This window comes from Devosia sp. T2-14 (assembly GCF_055397495.1).
Genome location: NZ_AP027921.1, coordinates 2,130,032 through 2,145,465, shown reverse-complemented (window position 1 = coordinate 2,145,465; position 15,434 = coordinate 2,130,032). Strand labels below are relative to the sequence as shown.

At 63.4% G+C, this 15,434-nt stretch carries 17 protein-coding genes and 1 riboswitch; of the genes, 15 read left to right on the top strand and 2 right to left on the bottom strand.

What is annotated here, in order from left to right; genetic code table 11:
* Positions 1-73: 73 nt before the first annotated feature.
* The 4 genes from ACZ5WT_RS10545 to ACZ5WT_RS10530 all read left to right on the top strand — a co-directional run bounded on the left by ACZ5WT_RS10545 (position 74) and on the right by ACZ5WT_RS10530 (position 2,815).
* Positions 74-1,207 (top strand): DNA methyltransferase, encoded by a 1,134-nt coding sequence (locus tag ACZ5WT_RS10545; protein WP_464283745.1) that lies wholly within the window; start codon positions 74-76, stop codon positions 1,205-1,207.
* A gap of 118 nt (positions 1,208-1,325) precedes the next feature.
* On the top strand, positions 1,326-1,862 hold the full coding sequence (locus tag ACZ5WT_RS10540) for a GFA family protein (RefSeq protein WP_464283744.1): 537 nt from the start codon (positions 1,326-1,328) through the stop codon (positions 1,860-1,862).
* A 26-nt stretch (positions 1,863-1,888) separates the two neighbouring features.
* Positions 1,889-2,326: a VOC family protein gene (locus ACZ5WT_RS10535; RefSeq protein ID WP_464283743.1), complete on the top strand. Its 438-nt coding sequence runs from the start codon at positions 1,889-1,891 to the stop codon at positions 2,324-2,326.
* Positions 2,327-2,428: 102 nt separating this feature from the next.
* A complete protein-coding gene (locus tag ACZ5WT_RS10530) occupies positions 2,429-2,815 on the top strand; it encodes a c-type cytochrome (RefSeq protein WP_464283742.1) in 387 nt (128 codons plus the stop codon).
* 4 nt (positions 2,816-2,819) lie between these two features.
* Here the strand turns inward: ACZ5WT_RS10530 and ACZ5WT_RS10525 are convergent, their stop codons facing one another.
* Positions 2,820-3,863, bottom strand: coding sequence for an acyltransferase family protein (locus ACZ5WT_RS10525; RefSeq protein WP_464283741.1), 1,044 nt, complete (start codon positions 3,861-3,863; stop codon positions 2,820-2,822).
* Positions 3,864-4,162: 299 nt separating this feature from the next.
* Between ACZ5WT_RS10525 and ACZ5WT_RS10520 the strand changes: the two genes are divergently transcribed.
* Positions 4,163-4,300, top strand: coding sequence for a hypothetical protein (locus tag ACZ5WT_RS10520; protein WP_464283740.1), 138 nt, complete (start codon positions 4,163-4,165; stop codon positions 4,298-4,300).
* 161 nt (positions 4,301-4,461) lie between these two features.
* On the opposite strand, the gene mutY is transcribed toward ACZ5WT_RS10520, so the two are convergent.
* Positions 4,462-5,514, bottom strand: coding sequence for an A/G-specific adenine glycosylase (gene mutY, locus ACZ5WT_RS10515; protein WP_464287192.1), 1,053 nt, complete (start codon positions 5,512-5,514; stop codon positions 4,462-4,464).
* 97 nt (positions 5,515-5,611) lie between these two features.
* Here mutY and ACZ5WT_RS10510 point away from each other — a divergent pair, with 97 nt between their 5' ends.
* The 10 genes from ACZ5WT_RS10510 to gcvH all read left to right on the top strand — a co-directional run bounded on the left by ACZ5WT_RS10510 (position 5,612) and on the right by gcvH (position 15,405).
* On the top strand, positions 5,612-6,127 hold the full coding sequence (locus tag ACZ5WT_RS10510; RefSeq protein ID WP_464283739.1) for a DUF721 domain-containing protein: 516 nt from the start codon (positions 5,612-5,614) through the stop codon (positions 6,125-6,127).
* Between the two features lie 98 nt (positions 6,128-6,225).
* Positions 6,226-7,011 carry a DsbA family protein gene (locus ACZ5WT_RS10505; protein WP_464283738.1) on the top strand — a complete coding sequence of 262 codons (786 nt, stop codon included), beginning with the start codon at positions 6,226-6,228 and terminating at the stop codon, positions 7,009-7,011.
* Positions 7,012-7,047: 36 nt separating this feature from the next.
* On the top strand, positions 7,048-10,503 hold the full coding sequence (locus tag ACZ5WT_RS10500; protein WP_464283737.1) for a chromosome segregation SMC family protein: 3,456 nt from the start codon (positions 7,048-7,050) through the stop codon (positions 10,501-10,503).
* Between the two features lie 269 nt (positions 10,504-10,772).
* Positions 10,773-11,162 (top strand): AtpZ/AtpI family protein, encoded by a 390-nt coding sequence (locus ACZ5WT_RS10495; protein WP_464283736.1) that lies wholly within the window; start codon positions 10,773-10,775, stop codon positions 11,160-11,162.
* 63 nt (positions 11,163-11,225) lie between these two features.
* On the top strand, positions 11,226-11,960 hold the full coding sequence (locus ACZ5WT_RS10490) for a F0F1 ATP synthase subunit A (RefSeq protein ID WP_464287191.1): 735 nt from the start codon (positions 11,226-11,228) through the stop codon (positions 11,958-11,960).
* A gap of 65 nt (positions 11,961-12,025) precedes the next feature.
* A complete protein-coding gene (locus tag ACZ5WT_RS10485; RefSeq protein ID WP_035087599.1) occupies positions 12,026-12,253 on the top strand; it encodes a F0F1 ATP synthase subunit C in 228 nt (75 codons plus the stop codon).
* A gap of 95 nt (positions 12,254-12,348) precedes the next feature.
* Positions 12,349-12,987, top strand: a complete 639-nt coding sequence (locus ACZ5WT_RS10480) for a F0F1 ATP synthase subunit B (protein WP_464287190.1) — start codon at positions 12,349-12,351, stop codon at positions 12,985-12,987.
* 6 nt (positions 12,988-12,993) lie between these two features.
* Positions 12,994-13,479 (top strand): F0F1 ATP synthase subunit B family protein, encoded by a 486-nt coding sequence (locus ACZ5WT_RS10475; protein WP_464283735.1) that lies wholly within the window; start codon positions 12,994-12,996, stop codon positions 13,477-13,479.
* A gap of 137 nt (positions 13,480-13,616) precedes the next feature.
* A riboswitch (glycine riboswitch) is annotated at positions 13,617-13,704 on the top strand.
* A 158-nt stretch (positions 13,705-13,862) separates the two neighbouring features.
* Positions 13,863-15,029, top strand: coding sequence for a glycine cleavage system aminomethyltransferase GcvT (gcvT, locus tag ACZ5WT_RS10470; RefSeq protein WP_464283734.1), 1,167 nt, complete (start codon positions 13,863-13,865; stop codon positions 15,027-15,029).
* Positions 15,030-15,039: 10 nt separating this feature from the next.
* Positions 15,040-15,405: a glycine cleavage system protein GcvH gene (gene gcvH / locus ACZ5WT_RS10465; RefSeq protein ID WP_464283733.1), complete on the top strand. Its 366-nt coding sequence runs from the start codon at positions 15,040-15,042 to the stop codon at positions 15,403-15,405.
* The last annotated feature ends 29 nt before the right edge of the window (positions 15,406-15,434 follow it).

The following is a 15,434-nucleotide window of genomic DNA, read 5'->3' as shown; positions in this document are numbered from 1 at the left end:
AACCCCTTACAAACGCTCCATTAACCCTGTCGCGCTATAACCGTCTCGTTAGTACTGCGTTAGGGTTAAGTAGATGTTGCGTACCGCGCGTACGGCCGTCATGGCCGATGTGGTAGAGGCCCAGCGCCTCCCGATCGATACCATTCTTGAGGGCGATTGCATCGACCACATGAATGCCTTGCCGGCCGGCTCGGTCGATCTCGTTTTTGCGGACCCGCCGTATAACCTGCAGCTTGAACAGAGCCTCACCCGCCCTGACCAGAGCAGGGTCGACGCGGTCACCGACGAATGGGACAAGTTCGAGAGCTTTGCTCATTACGACACGTTCACCCGTGCCTGGCTGAAAGCCGCGCGGCGTGTGCTCAAGCCCGATGGGGCCCTCTGGGTCATCGGCAGCTATCACAATATATTCCGCGTCGGCACGGCCCTGCAGGACCTCGACTACTGGATGCTCAACGACATCGTTTGGCGCAAGGCCAACCCGATGCCGAATTTCCGTGGCACGCGCTTCACCAATGCGCATGAAACGTTGATCTGGGCCGCCAAGAGCCAGAAAAGCCGCGTGACCTTCAACTATGAAGCCATGAAGCTGGCCAATGACGATACGCAGATGCGTAGCGATTGGCTGTTCCCCATCTGCACCGGTGCCGAACGCCTCAAGGACGAGGACGACGGCAAGGTTCATCCGACCCAGAAGCCCGAAGCACTGCTGTTCCGCATTCTCAATGCGACGACCAAGCCAGGCGATATCGTGCTCGACCCCTTCTTCGGCACCGGCACGACGGGCGCCGTCGCGCGCAAGCTCGGCCGCCACTTCATCGGCATCGAGCGCGAGCAGCCCTATATCGAGGCGGCCCGCCAGCGCATCGCAAGCATTCGCCCCGGCGTATTCGAGGCGCTGCAGTCGGTGACGCCCAAGCGCAAGGAAACCCGCATTCCGTTCGGATCGCTGGTCGAACAGGGACTTATTGAGCCAGGCACGCAACTCTTTGACCCGGCACGACGTTATTCCGCCATGGTTCGTGCAGACGGCTCGCTCGTCTCAGGCACTCACCAGGGCTCCATCCACAAGGTGGGCGCCTTGGTTCAGGGCGCCGAGTCATGCAACGGGTGGACCTTCTGGCACCACGAGCAGAACGGTCGGGTTGCGCCGATTGATGATCTCCGCGCCGACGTTCGACAAAAACTTGATTTGCTTTCTGCCTGATCCTGACCTCCAATCTCGTCTCAGGCTCTACTCACTGGCCGCCGGTTTGCCCCGGCGGCCTTTTTGTTTGCAGGCCATTTGTGCAAAATGGCCTCGACCAATCTCTGAAGGAGCCCGCATGGCTGAGGCCCAGACGCTGAGTTGCACCTGCGGACAGGTGCAGCTGACCACTAGGAAGTCCCCGATCATCGTCACCGAATGCCACTGCGACTCCTGCCGTTCGGCCGGGGCGGTTCTGCAAACGCTGCCGGGCGCCACCTCGGTGCTGGACGCCAACGGTGGCACGCCCTTCGTGCTCTATCGCAAGGATCGCATCGGCTTCCCCAAGGGCCGTGACCTGCTCGCTGAATACCGGCTTTCCCCCGATGCCCCGACACGGCGCGTGGTCGCCAGTTGCTGCAACACCGCCCTGTTCCTCGAATTCGAGCATGGCCACTGGCTCAGTATTTATGGGCACCTCTGGCCCCAGGGCACAATGCCGGAAATCGAAGTCCGCACCATGACCGGCGACCGCACCGGCGGCCCGGCCCTGGGCTCCGAAATTCTCAGCGGCAAGCTCGCCACGGCCGGCTTTTATGCCCGCCTGCTCGGCGCCTGGATCGCCATGGGCTTCAAGCAGCCCAAGATCAGTGTCAGCGGCACGGTAACGCCCTAGCGTTCGCCAGCACCGGGAGGTTTCGCATGGCAATCAAGCGGATGGACAATGTGGGCATTGTCGTCGAGGACCTCGGCGCGGCCATCGCATTCTTTGGCGAACTCGGCCTGGAGCTGGAAGGGCGGGCGACAATCGAGGGGGAATGGGCCGGACGCGTTACCGGCCTTGGCGACCAGCATGTCGAGATCGCCATAATGCGCACGCCGGATGGTCATAGCCGGCTCGAACTTTCCCGTTTCCTGACGCCCCGTGTCGTCGCCGACCACAGGAACGCTCCGGTCAACGCGCTGGGCTATCTGCGCGTCATGTTCACCGTCGACGATATCGATGAAACGCTGGCCAGGCTTCTTGCTCGCGGCGCGCAGCTGGTCGGCGAAGTCGTGCAATACGAAGACAGCTACCGCCTCTGCTACATCCGCGGGCCGGACGGGCTTCTCATCGGCCTCGCGCAGGAACTTCGATAAGCACAAATCTTGGTGGCCGCCCCGGCCTGTTCTATACTCGCTGCGATGGCCCGACGATCCGGGACTGATTTCGGTCGCGAGGCCAGTCAGGGAGGTCGTGAGATGGTTCGTATTTCACTTGTAATCGCCGCCCTCGCCCTGTCCGCCGGTTGTGCCCTTGCTCAGGGCGACGCCGCTTTGGGCGAACAAGTCTTCGAGCGATGCGCCAGCTGCCATACTGTGGGCGGAGGCGCCAGCAACGGGCCCCCGCTCGATAATCTGATCGGCCGTCCCGCTGCCTCGATCGAGGGGTTCAAATATTCCGACGCCATGATTGAGGCGGGGCAGAAGGGCGTGGTCTGGGACGTCGAGACCCTGACCAAGTTCATCACCAAGCCGCGCAGTGTGGTCAATGGGTCCACCATGTCCTTCACGGGCTTCCGCAACCCAGAGGACGTGGCCAACGTCATCGCCTACCTCGCGACCTTCTCCCCGCCACAAGCAAAGTAGGCGGCTAGGCTGGCACGGGACTCCGTCGGCGCAGCCGCATAGCGGGCACTTCGATGTAGCGGGCCGACACATAGGCGAATGCCCCGGCCAGCAACAGCGACAGCAGGACATGCAGCACGAGGCTGCTGCGCATCGGCTCGAACTGCAGCAGATACTGCTGAATCGGCCAGCCATAGAGATAGAGTCCGAAGGAAATATCGAGCCGATTGGCCAGATCGGTCAGATATTTGACATGCAGGCTCCCCAGCACCAGCGCCGCATAGCCGGCGGCGAACACCCAGGCGACAATGGCGAGCGGCGTGGGGCCCGGGGCCAGCACCACGACCAGCCCAGCGACGGCAGCGAGGCCGTTTAGTGGCAGCTTCCTCCGGTAATGGTAGGCGCATGTGCCAAGCGCGAAGCAAAACGAGAAGCGCAGCACGCTGAACAAAGGGCCCAGCTGATGTTCCCTGGTCTGAAGCGCCAGCAGCGCCACGCCCAGGGCCACCGTCAGCGCCGCAAGAAACCGTCTGGACCGCCCCAGGCCGAGCATGACCGCGACGAGAAACAGCGCATAGATGGTCAGCTCATATTTGATCGTCCACAGTGGCCTGTTGATCTCGCCCGGATTGGGGCTATCGACGAACACCGCTGGCAATTGCGCGCCCTCGAACTGCGTCGCTGCATAAAGCGGATATAGCAGGGCATCTGAACTGAAGAAAAACGCGGTCAGCGGCAGCGTCGTGGCCAGCAATCCAGCAAGCACCGCGACGACAACGCCCGACCATAGCAGCGCGGGCATAATGCGCAGTATTCGTGCCAGCGCGAACGCGCGCCAATTGGGATGCCGCTCGATGCTGCGCGCCAGCAGGATGCCGGAGAGCAGGAAGAACACGTTCACCGCATTGGCGCCAAGGTTGTAAGGGCCCCAGGATAGAGGCTGCGCGCTGGGATCGTGATAAACCAGCATGAACGAGTGGGAGAGAATGACGGCGGTTGCGGCGACCACCCTCACCATGTTGAGATTATTGCCAGGCCGCTCCAGCACCTCGTCAAGGGTCGCGGTCATGTGCGCCCCCAATAGTTGGCGCGATAAACCTGAATTGACCTGATACGCATTCTGTCAGCAGGCAGGCTCTCGGGCCCGCCGCCTCTATTGGATGACTGGTGCATTGTTGTTCCGTAATTCGACACATTGATCTTGGGTGATGGCGAACTACGGATTGGCCGGGGGCCGGTCCGGACGGAACAGCGCCCCCGCGCAACGACTTTCGGGTCTACCCCGTGCCAGGCGACCGGCGGAATGCCGCTCGAAAAGGCCCATTGTGCGACCATGCCGGGCACGTCATGGACGTGGTCGATTGAATTATGCGCTTCATCAATGGCGTTCTGGTCATGGTGATTGTGGGCTTGCAGCGGCAGGTGGACGTCGTGGTGCATTCTCTCCACGCCCGTCGCAGCCGCAGCGGCATGAGCGGCAGCAGCCGAGACTGGCGCCACCAATAGGGGCAGCGACAACACGACCAACAGCAATAGACGCAATATCAGGCGACGACGGACCATCCGTCACCGTCACCTCAGCCGTGTTAAGGAGTTGATAATTTGCATCAATCGCAAAGCGATCAACTGTCCGGTGATTTTGGCTGTTCGGCCGGTGCGAGGCTCACTTACTCCAAACCCGCCGCAGCCAGCACCTTGCGAAACAGGGTCGGCAAGGCTTCACCCTTGAGCGCCTTTGGCTCGGCCCACCAGCCGTTGTCGAGGTCATCCCCCGGCACCTGCGCCGCCCACACTTGGAGCTCCAGCCGGAAATGGGTGAAGACGTGGACAACCTGTCCACGGTGCCGCCAGTCGGCAGCGATCGGATAGGCGGGCTCGGGTAGTTCGGCGCCCCAGTCCGAGCCGGGCACTTCGGTCATGCCGCCGAGCAGTCCTTTTTCTGGCCGGCTTTGCAGATAGACGTCGCCCGCCGCGTCGAGCATCACATAGGCATGCCCCTTGCGCACCGGCCGTTCGGCCTTGGTCGGCTTGACTGGATAGATGGTCGGGTCACCAGACCGGGTGGCGATGCAACCGGGCTGTATGGGGCAAAGCATGCAGGCTGCGGCGCGCGGCGCGCAGATGGTGGCGCCAAGATCCATCATTGCCTGGGCGAAGTCCCCTGCCCGCTCAGGCACCGAAGCCTGCAAAGCCGCCCGCAATTCGTCCTTGGCCTCGCGCACCGGCACCGCCAGCGCATAGTAGCGCGCCAGCACCCGATCGAGATTGCCATCAAGCACCGCCACGCGCTCGTCAAAGCAGATCGCCGCAATCGCCGCGCTGGTATAGGCGCCAATCCCCGGCAGGGTTTGCAGCGCATCCGAGCTGGCCGGAAACACACCGCCATGCTCGCTCACCACCGCTTGAGCACAGGCATGCAGGTTCCGCGCCCTGGCATAATAGCCCAGCCCCGCCCACTCCTTGAGCACGCTATCGAGCGGCGCGGCCGCCAGATCGAACACCGTAGGCCAGAGCGTGGTGAAGCGGATGAAATAGTTCTTCACTGCCGCGACCGTGGTTTGCTGCAGCATCACCTCGCTCAGCCAGACCCGATAGGGATCAGGCCGCACGCCCCCGGCCCTGTCGGCCGGCGCCACCCGCCAGGGCAGATCGCGCGCATGCCGGTCATACCAGGCGAGCACGGCCGCAGCGTCGATGGGGGCAGGATTGGGAAGGTGCATGCCCCCGGATAGCGCTAGCAACGGCTTCTTCACAAGGGGAAATGGCGCGTGGCAGCTCCCCCTTGTGGAATGCCCTGCCCTGGGGATACTTCAGGCCATGGCCAAAGACGACCTTCCCGAACCCAAGCGCCGCAACAAGACCCTAAGGCTGGCCGACGTGCTGACAGGCGCACTCGATCCGGTGCTGAAGAAGCGCGGCTTTGCCAGCCGGGATATCATTGCCCATTGGGCGGCCATGGCGCCAAAGCCCTATGATCAGGTCGCCATTCCCGACAAGCTGAGCTGGCCACGCGGCGAGCGCAGCGCGGAGGGGGCGACGCTGGTGCTGCGCTGCGTGCCCGGCCATGCACTGGCGATTTCCCATGAGGGGCCCAAGATCGCCGCGGCAGTGAACCGCTATTTCGGTTTCGTGCTGGTGGGGGCGGTGCGCCTGTCGGCCGAGCCATTCACCCCCGGTTCAGGCAAGGCCGCCGATAAACCGTTTCAACCGACACAGAGCGTCATGGAAAAGGTCGGGGCCCAGGTGGCCGACGTCGAGGACGACGCATTGCGCGAGGCGCTGCGCACGCTTGGCCACGCGCTTTCCAGCCGATCGGCACGCAAAGGGGACTGAATGGGCGCGCACCGTTCACTGTAGGTTGATGAACTTGCCTACTTGCCCACACATTTGCCCCGTGTAGTGTCACGCACAACAAAACAGGAGCCTGAATCGTGAACTTTACCCGCCGCGAAACCCTTGTTCTGGCCGCCGCCGCAACGGCCCTGAGCCTGTGCGGGGTTGGTGCTGCCAACGCTGCCGACGGTGACATGATCGACATCGCCAAGCTGATGGCCCCGGCCGGCGGCATGGTGGACCATGTTCAGGGCAATCCTGATGCTCCGGTGACCTTCATCGAATATGCGTCGCCGACCTGCCCGCACTGCGCCACCTTCGCCACCACCGTGCTGCCGACCCTGATCGAGCAGTATGTCGATACCGGCAAGGTGAAGCTGATCGTGCGCCCCTTCGTGCGCAACGTGCTCGACGCCGCAGTGTTCATGCTGGCCGAGGCCGCTGGCCCGACCAACCATCACAATGTGCTGCAGACCTTCTTCAAGACGCAGAACACCTGGGCTGCCTCGCCCGCTCCGCGCGACGCGATCCTCGAAATCGCCAAGCAGCTCGGCTTTACCCAGGAAAGTTTTGACGCTGCATTGACGAATCAGGAGCTGTTCACCGGGATGGAAGCGATGCGCGAGCAGGCGCTGAACGAATTCGGCCTGACAGGTACCCCGACATTCTATGTCAATGGCAAGACGCTCACCGGTGATAAGACGCTCGAGCAGATCTCTGCTGAAATCGATCCGCTTATCCCTGCCGATTTCGTCGCCCCAGCTGCCGCCGCTGCTGCTCCTGCAACGGACGCAATGGCTCCTGCTGCCCCGGCTACCGATGCAATGGCGCCTGCCGCTCCTGCAACCGATGGCATGGCTCCGGCGGCTCCCGCTGCACAGTAAGCTGCTTTCCGGCAGCGCCACCCCGGTGGCGCTGCCATGAAGTTTTCGCGCCTCAAGCTCCACGGCTTCAAATCGTTCTGTGACGAGATGACTCTCGTCATGGAACCGGGCCTGACCGGCATTGTCGGCCCCAATGGCTGCGGCAAGTCCAATCTCGTGGAAGCCATGCGCTGGGTGATGGGCGAAAGCTCATACAAGGCTATGCGCGCCTCGGGCATGGATGACGTGATCTTCTCGGGTTCGGGCAACCGGCCCGGCCGCAACTCGGCCGAAGTCACTCTCGTCCTCGACAATTCCGACCGCACCGCCCCCGCGGCACTCAACACATCCGATGTTCTCGAAGTCACCCGCCGCATCGAGCGCGAGGCCGGGTCGGTCTATCGCGTCAACGGCAAGGAAGTGCGCGCCCGCGACGTGCAATTGCTGTTTGCCGATGCGTCCACAGGCGCCCACTCGCCTGCCATGGTGCGCCAGGGCCAGATCGGCGAACTGATTGCCGCCAAGCCAACCGCGCGCCGCGCCCTGCTCGAAGAAGCCGCCGGCATTTCGGGCCTGCATTCGCGCCGCCACGAAGCCGAATTGCGCCTGCGTGCCGCCGAGGCCAATCTCGAACGCGTCGACGATATCATCGCGCAGGTCGGCACCCAGCTTGAGACCCTCAAGCGCCAGGCGCGCCTTGCCACCCGCTATCGCTCGCTGTCGGGCGATATCCGCCGCGCTGAAGCCACGCTTTATCATATCCGCTGGGTCGCTGCCCGTTTCGCCGAGAAGGAAAACGAGGCCCAGCAGGCCGTGCTGGTGCGCCAGCTGGCCGAGGTTACCCATCTCGAATTCGAAGCCAAGAAGACCTTCGAAAACGCCGATGCCGCCCTGCAGCCGCTGCGCGAGCGCGAGGCCGTTACCGCCGCCGTCCTGCAGCGCTACACCATCCTTGCCGAGCAGCTGACCGAGGAAGCGCGCCGGGCCGGGCAGCGCCAGGCCGAATTGCAGGACCGCCTGAAGCAACTCGACGCCGACGGCGTGCGCGAACGCGAGCTGGTGGCCGAAAGCGAGACAACGCTCGCCACCTATGAAGAAGAGCAGGAAATCCTGCTTGGCGAAGCCGAAGCCGCGCAGGACGAGTTCGACCGTGCCCGCACCGCCGCCGACGAGGCCCGCGCTGCCGTAGCCCAGGCGGAAGCCGAAGCCCGTGCCGCCGCTGACGCCTTTGCCCAGGTCCGCGCCCGCCGCGCCCAGGCCATGCGCAGCGCCGAAGAAGCCGCCACCCGCATTCAGCGCCTCACCCAGGAACTGGCCAGCGTCGAGCGCGACGCGGCAACCGTGTCGGCAGCGCTCGATTCCGACGAGACGCTCGCGGAAAAGCGCGCCGCGCTGACCGAGGCGCAGGAAGCCGCCGCCGAAGCCGAGGAACTGGCTGTCATCGCCGAAGAGACTACGGCCGAAACCCAGGCGCGCCTCGACGAGTCCCGGCCCCGCCTCGCCGAAATCGAAGCCAACCTCACCCGCCTCGAAGCGGAAGCGTCCACCCTGGGCAAAATGCTCAATGTCGGCGCGAGCCTCTGGCCGGCGATCGTCGACGAGCTGCGCGTTGAGGCCGGTTACGAAACCGCACTCGGCGCCGCGCTGGGCGATGATCTGGAAGCCAGCTCGGATGCCGGTGCGCCCATGCACTGGTCGGTGCCGGTGGACCACACCGACGACCCCGCCCTGCCGCAGGCGGCCGAACCGCTCAGCCGCTATGTTACCGGCAGCGCATTGCTCAAGCGCCGCCTCGACCAGATCGGTCTGATCGATGCGGTCGATGGCCCCGGCCTGATGCATGCGCTCAAGCCCGGCCAGCGCCTGGTCACCCTCGATGGCGCGCTCTGGCGCTGGGATGGCTTTGTCGCCGCCGCCGATGCGCCCTCCCCCGCCGCGCAGCGCCTCGCACAGCGCAACCGTCTCGCCGAGCTTGATGAGGAAATCACCCGCGCCAAGGGTGAGCGCAATGCCTTCCGGCGCGACGTCGAAAACCTCACCGCCGCGCACGACATGGCGCGACAGGACGAGCGCGGCAAACGCGAATCCTGGCGCGTGGCCCATCATGCCATCAGCACGGCCCAGATCGAGGTCGACAAGGCCCAGCGCGCCATGGGCGACCTTGCCGCCCGCCAGTCCGCACTCGAAGAAGCGCGCGCCCGCCTCACCGATAGCCTCGAAGAAGCCGAGGCCATCCGCGCCGGTGCCGAGGATGCGCTCGAACAGGCCGGCACCGAAGACGACGCGTCCCTCCTCGCCGAGGACAAGCAGATCGCCCTCGACAAGACACGCGAGCGGGCAGATCAGGCGCGCCTTAAGCTGGGCAGCTTTGAAAGCTCCGCCCGCATGCGCGAGAGCCGCCTCTCGCAGCTCGAACGCGACAAGCAAAGCTGGGTGCGCCGCAGCGAAGGTGCGCTCGCCCAGCTGGCGACGCTCGACCAGCGCCGCGCCGAAGTCGAAAAGCAGCTGCGGGCCGTGGCCGAGACGCCCGACGAGTTCGAAACGCGCCGTGCCGAACTGGAAGACAAGATCGAGCAGGCCAAGATCGATCACCAGGCGGCCGGCGACAGTTTCAACGTCGCCCAGACCCGGTTCCGCGAAGCTGACAAGGCCCTCAAGGCTACCAGCGACGTGCTCGCCAATGCCCGTATCGAGCTGACCCGCATCGAAGAGCGCGTGAAGGGCTTTATCGCCCAGCGCCAGCAGATCGAGCGGCAGATCGAGGAAACCCTCGACATCCCCGCCAGCAAGACGCTCGAAGCTTCGGGCATCAAGCCGGAAGAGCCGCTGCCTGCCGAAGGCGCCACCGAGCAGAAGGTTGATCGCCTGAAGGCCGAGCGCGAGCGGCTGGGCGGGGTCAACCTGTCAGCGGAAAAGGAATCCATTGAGGTCCAGGAAAAGCTCGACCTGATGGTTCGGGACAAAGAGGATCTGATCGAGGCGATCGCCAAGCTGCGCACCGGCATCCAGTCGCTCAACAAGGAAGGCCGCGCCCGGCTCAACGAGGCCTTCGTCAAGGTCAACGCGCATTTCCAGGAGCTGTTCACCAGCCTCTTCGGCGGTGGCACGGCCGAGCTGACCTTTGTCGAAAGCGATGACCCGCTCGAAGCTGGCCTTGAAATCATCGCCCGCCCGCCCGGCAAGAAGCCGCAGACCATGACCCTGCTCTCGGGCGGCGAGCAGGCGCTCACCGCCATGAGCCTGATCTTTGCGGTATTCCTCACCAATCCTGCGCCGATCTGCGTGCTCGACGAAGTCGACGCCCCGCTCGATGACGCCAATGTGGAACGGTTCTGCAACCTGCTCGAATCCATGCGCCAGCGCACCAACACGCGCTTCATGGTCATCACGCACAATCCGATCACCATGAGCCGCGTCGACCGCCTGTTCGGCGTCACCATGGCCGAACGCGGCGTCAGCCAGCTGGTATCGGTCGACCTCCAAACCGCAGAGACGTTCCTGGAAGCGGTGTAGCGCGATCACGCCCCCCAAAGCCACACCCGCAAAACCACGTCCGGCAGCCCCTCCGGGCCTTGAGAATCTCCCCGAACTGCCGCGACTTTGCCACGATCGCGTGTGGACAGCATGACGCACCCCCGCCCCGACCTAATTTAACATTTACAATCAATGCGTTACGGCCGCCGCGCGCTTCTTGACACTCCAAGACCCCACCACTATGTTGCGCGCGACTTAAAAGGGTGTCCCGAAATCTCGGGAATTAGCCGACCGAGGGGAGCAAGCGGATGTCAAAACCGCAAGATACCAAAGGTCAGCCGGACAGCGCCCAAGAGGTAACCCGCGATCTCGCATCACGGATTGCCTCGGCCAAGAGGGAACGGGATATCGAGGACAACAGAGCCTCGAGAGACGCCTCCCCGGAGATGAGCGGTATGGCGCGCGGAATGCGCATCGGCACCGAGTTCATCGCCGCAATTCTGGTGGGGGCAGTTTTTGGCTACCTCATCGATCTTGGCCTGGGGACCAGCCCCTGGGGCTTGCTCATCATGTTGTTGGTGGGCTTCGCCGCTGGAATACTGAACGTCACCCGCGTGGTGGCACAGATGAATGCCGCATCGCCTCCCCCGCCGGGCTCCGATCTGGGCCCCGACGAGGAAGACGAAAATGATAAATGATGACGCTTAGAGGGCTCTATCTTGGCCGGTACTGATCCGATCCACCAATTCGTCATCCAGGACATGTTCCCGCTGTTCACCCTTGGGGGTGACGGCACCGAGGGTTCCGGTGTCCATTTTGCTTTCACCAACTCGTCGCTGTTCATGGTCGCCACCGTTGCGATCATCTCGCTCTACCTGGTCCTGTCGACCGGCTCGAAGAGCGTGATCCCGAGCCGCGCGCAGCTGGTCAGCGAGCTTCTATATGAGTTCGTGGCCAATATGGTCAGAAGTGCCGCCGGCACCGCGGGCATGAAGTTCTTCCCGCTGGTGTTCAGCCTTTTCACCTTCATCTTCGTGGCAAACATGCTCGGCATGGTGCCCTACTTCTTCACCGTCACCAGCCACATCATCATCACCTTCGCGCTGTCGATGCTCGTGTTCCTGACTGTGGTGATCTACGGTTTTGCCAAGAACGGTCCGAAGTTCCTCAAGCTGTTCGTTCCGTCGGGCGTTCCCGGTTACATCCTTCCCATCGTGGCGCCGATCGAGTTCATCTCGTTCATGAGCCGCCCGATCAGCCTGTCTGTGCGTCTGTTTGGCAACGTGCTGGCTGGCCACATTACTCTCAAAGTCTTCACCGGTTTCATCGTGACCATGAGCAGCCTCGGTTTCCTTGGCATTCTTGGTTCGGCGCTGCCGTTGATTATGGGCGTCGCCATCACCGGACTGGAATTCCTGGTTGGTGCTGTTCAGGCCTACGTCTTTGCGGTTCTGACCTGCATGTACCTCAACGACGCTATCCACCCCTCTCACTAATCTACCTGACACGGCGGGCTGTTCCGCCAGAACCCCGCTTAAGAGTCGCTTGAAAGGACTAAAAAATGGAAGCTGAAGCCGCAAAGTTCATCGGTGCCGGTATTGCTTGTTTCGGTATGGCTGGCGCCGCTATTGGCGTGGCAAACATCTTCGGCAACTTCCTGTCGGGCGCCCTGCGCAACCCGTCGGCAGCTCCGAGCCAGTTCTCGAACCTGATCTTCGGCTTCGCCGTGACCGAAGCTCTGGGCATTTTCTCGTTCCTGGTTGCCCTGATCCTGCTGTTCGTCGCCTAATAACGGCACGACAACGATCTTTCGCAGCCGGACTGGTTCCGGCTGCGCATACATTTCCGGCCTCGGCCGGCTGACCGGATTTAACGGGACCTCACCTGATGGTAACGCAAGCCTACGCCCAAGAGGCGGCTCCACCGGCCGAAGTACACGTTGAAGGCGCTCCTGGCGCAGTCGACGCTACCCATGCCGATCCGACCGCCAACACCCATGCGACCACCGCTGCAGACGCTGGCGCGCACGATTCAGGCGTATTCCCGCCGTTCGACCCCTCGACCTTCCCCAGCCAGCTGCTGTGGCTCGCCATCACCTTCGGCGCGCTCTACCTGCTGATGAGCAAAGTCGCCCTGCCCCGCATCGGCGGCATCCTTGCCAACCGCAAGGCGCTTATCGATGCCGATCTCGCGGCGGCAGACGCCTCCCGCCAGAAGACCGACGCTGCCATCGCCGCTTACGAAGCTGCACTGGCTGCCGCCAAGTCCAAGGCTCAGGGCATTGCCAACGAAACCCGCGAAACGATCCAGGCCGACCTCGCTGCCAAGCGCAACGCTGTCGAAGCCGACCTCACCTCCAAGGTGAGCGCCGCTGAAGCCCGCATCACCGCAACCAAGTCTGAAGCGCTGACCCATGTCGACGAGATCGCCACGGATGCTGCCCAGACCGTTGTGACCCAGCTGGTTGGCGACGTTTCGACTGATAGCGTCCGCGCTGCAGTCGCCAAGGCGAACAAGGAGTAAGCGGCAATGGAATGGCTCGATAACTCATTCTACGCGACCGTCGCACTCGTCATCTTCGTTGCGGGCGCCGTCTATTTCGGCATCCCCAAGATCGTCGGCAAGATGCTCGACGGCCAGATCCAGAAGATCGCCGACGACCTCGCCGCTGCCAAGCAGCTGCGCGAAGAAGCCGCTGCCCTGCTCGTTGAATATGAGCAGAAGCGCGTTGCTGCCGAGAGCGAAGCTGAAGGCATCATCGCTGCCGCCAAGGAAGAGGCTACCCGCCTCACCGCCGAGGCCCAGGCATCGCTGGCCGAAATGGTGACCCGTCGCACCAAGGCCGTCGAAGACAAGATCGCCCAGGCTGAAGCCCAGGCTGTCGCCGAAGTGCGCGCCCGTTCAGCCGACGTCGCCATCGAAGCCGCTCGTCTGGTCCTGACCGACGAGATGGGCAAGAAGGGCGGCCAGGTCGTCGACAAAGCCATCGCCGATGTCGGCAACCGCCTGAACTAGGCTTCCGGCACTATCCAGTTTCAAGGGCGGGCATTTATGCCCGCCCTTTTCGTTTGTGGCTGCGCGTCCAGCCCCAACACAAAATCCTGCACCGCTCTTCGAGCGCGATTGACGCCAAAAAGAATCTCCACCATGGTGCAGCCACTGCGGGAGAGACTGGATTTCTCCGGCGCCGAAGGAGCAACCGCCCCGGAAACTCTCAGGCAAAAGGACCGCAGTAAAACCAACACTCTGGAAAGCGGACCGGCGATATCGCCAGGTCCCACCGAAGGAGCAACCGGCGCTCAGCCGGGAAATCTCTCAGGTGATGAGGACAGAGGGGGCACGAAATTCGCCACAGGGCGGAGCTTTCGTGTCACCGTGTCCAAATCCAGGAAGTGTTGATGGCTGACAGCCCCACTGAGACCCTCAAGACCACCCCGCTTTTTGAGCGCCACGTTGCCGCTGGCGGCCGAATGGTGCCCTTCGGGGGCTACAATCTGCCGGTGCAGTATGCCGGCGGCATCATGACAGAACACAAATGGACCCGCGAGCAGGCCGGCCTGTTCGATGTCAGCCATATGGGCCCGAGCTTCCTCCAGCTGAACAATCCCACCGGCGATGCCGAGGCCGATCACGCTGCCATCTCAGCCATCATCGAACCGCTGGTCTGCGGTGACATTGCTGGCCTCAAGCCCGGCCAGATCCGCTACACCCTGCTGCTCAACGAGAACGGTGGCGTCATCGACGACCTGATGATCGCCCGCTCGCCGAAATTTCCCGGCTCGCTCTACATCGTGGTCAATGCCGGCACCAAGGAAGGCGACTTCGCCCTCATCGCATCCGCGGCTGGCGACAAAGCCAAGCTGACCCGCGCCGATGACGGCGCACTGCTTGCCCTGCAGGGCCCCGAAGCGGTTGGAGTGCTGGCCAGCCTCATTCCCGGTGTCGTGGAACTGGGCTTCATGCAATACGCGCCCTACGAGCTCCAGGGCCAGACACTGATCATTTCCCGCTGCGGCTACACGGGCGAAGATGGGTTTGAGCTGCTTTGCCCCGCCGCCTTCGCAAACACCCTCTGGGACACGCTCCTTGCCGATCCACGGGTCAAGCCAATCGGCCTCGGCGCCCGCGATAGCCTGCGCCTTGAAGCTGGGCTGCCGCTTTACGGACATGACCTCAACGAGACCATCTCCCCCATCGAGGCGGATCTGGGCTTTGCCGTCTCCAAGCGCCGCCGCGAGGCCGCCGATTTCCCCGGCGCAAGCCGCATCCTCGCCGAGCGGGACAATGGCCCCCAGCGCGTTCGCGCAGGCCTGTTGGTCGAAGGCGCTCCGGCCCGTGAAGGCGCCGAGATTCTCGATGCGTCAGGGGCCAGCATCGGCGTCGTCACCAGCGGCGGCTTTGCCCCCACGCTCGGCAAGGCCATCGCCATGGGCTTTGTGCCGCCCGCCCATGCCACGATCGGCAGCAAGCTCCAGGTTTCGGTGCGCGGCCGCGCCCAGCCGGCCGAGGTCGTCGCTACCCCCTTCGTGCCACACCGCTATTTCCGCAAAACAAAAGCCAGTTGAGAGATCGACCATGACCACCAAGTTCACCCCTGACCACGAGTATATCCGCGTAGACGGCTCGACCGGCATTATCGGCATCACCCCCTATGCACAGGAAGCCCTGGGCGACATCGTGTTCGTCGAGCTGCCCGCCGTCGGCAAGGTGCTCAAGAAGGGCGACGAAGCCGCCGTCGTCGAGAGCGTCAAGGCCGCCTCGGAGATCTATGCCCCGGTTGCCGGCACGGTGATCGAAGTCAACGAAGCCCTGTCGGGCGAACCCGGTCTCATCAACTCCGATCCGGAAGCAGCCGGCTGGATCTACAAGATCGCCATCGCGGATGCCGGGGAGATCGACGCCCTGCTCGACGCCGCGGCCTATGCTGATTTGACGAAGTAAGCAGGCCCCCCACCCTGCCCATCAAGGGT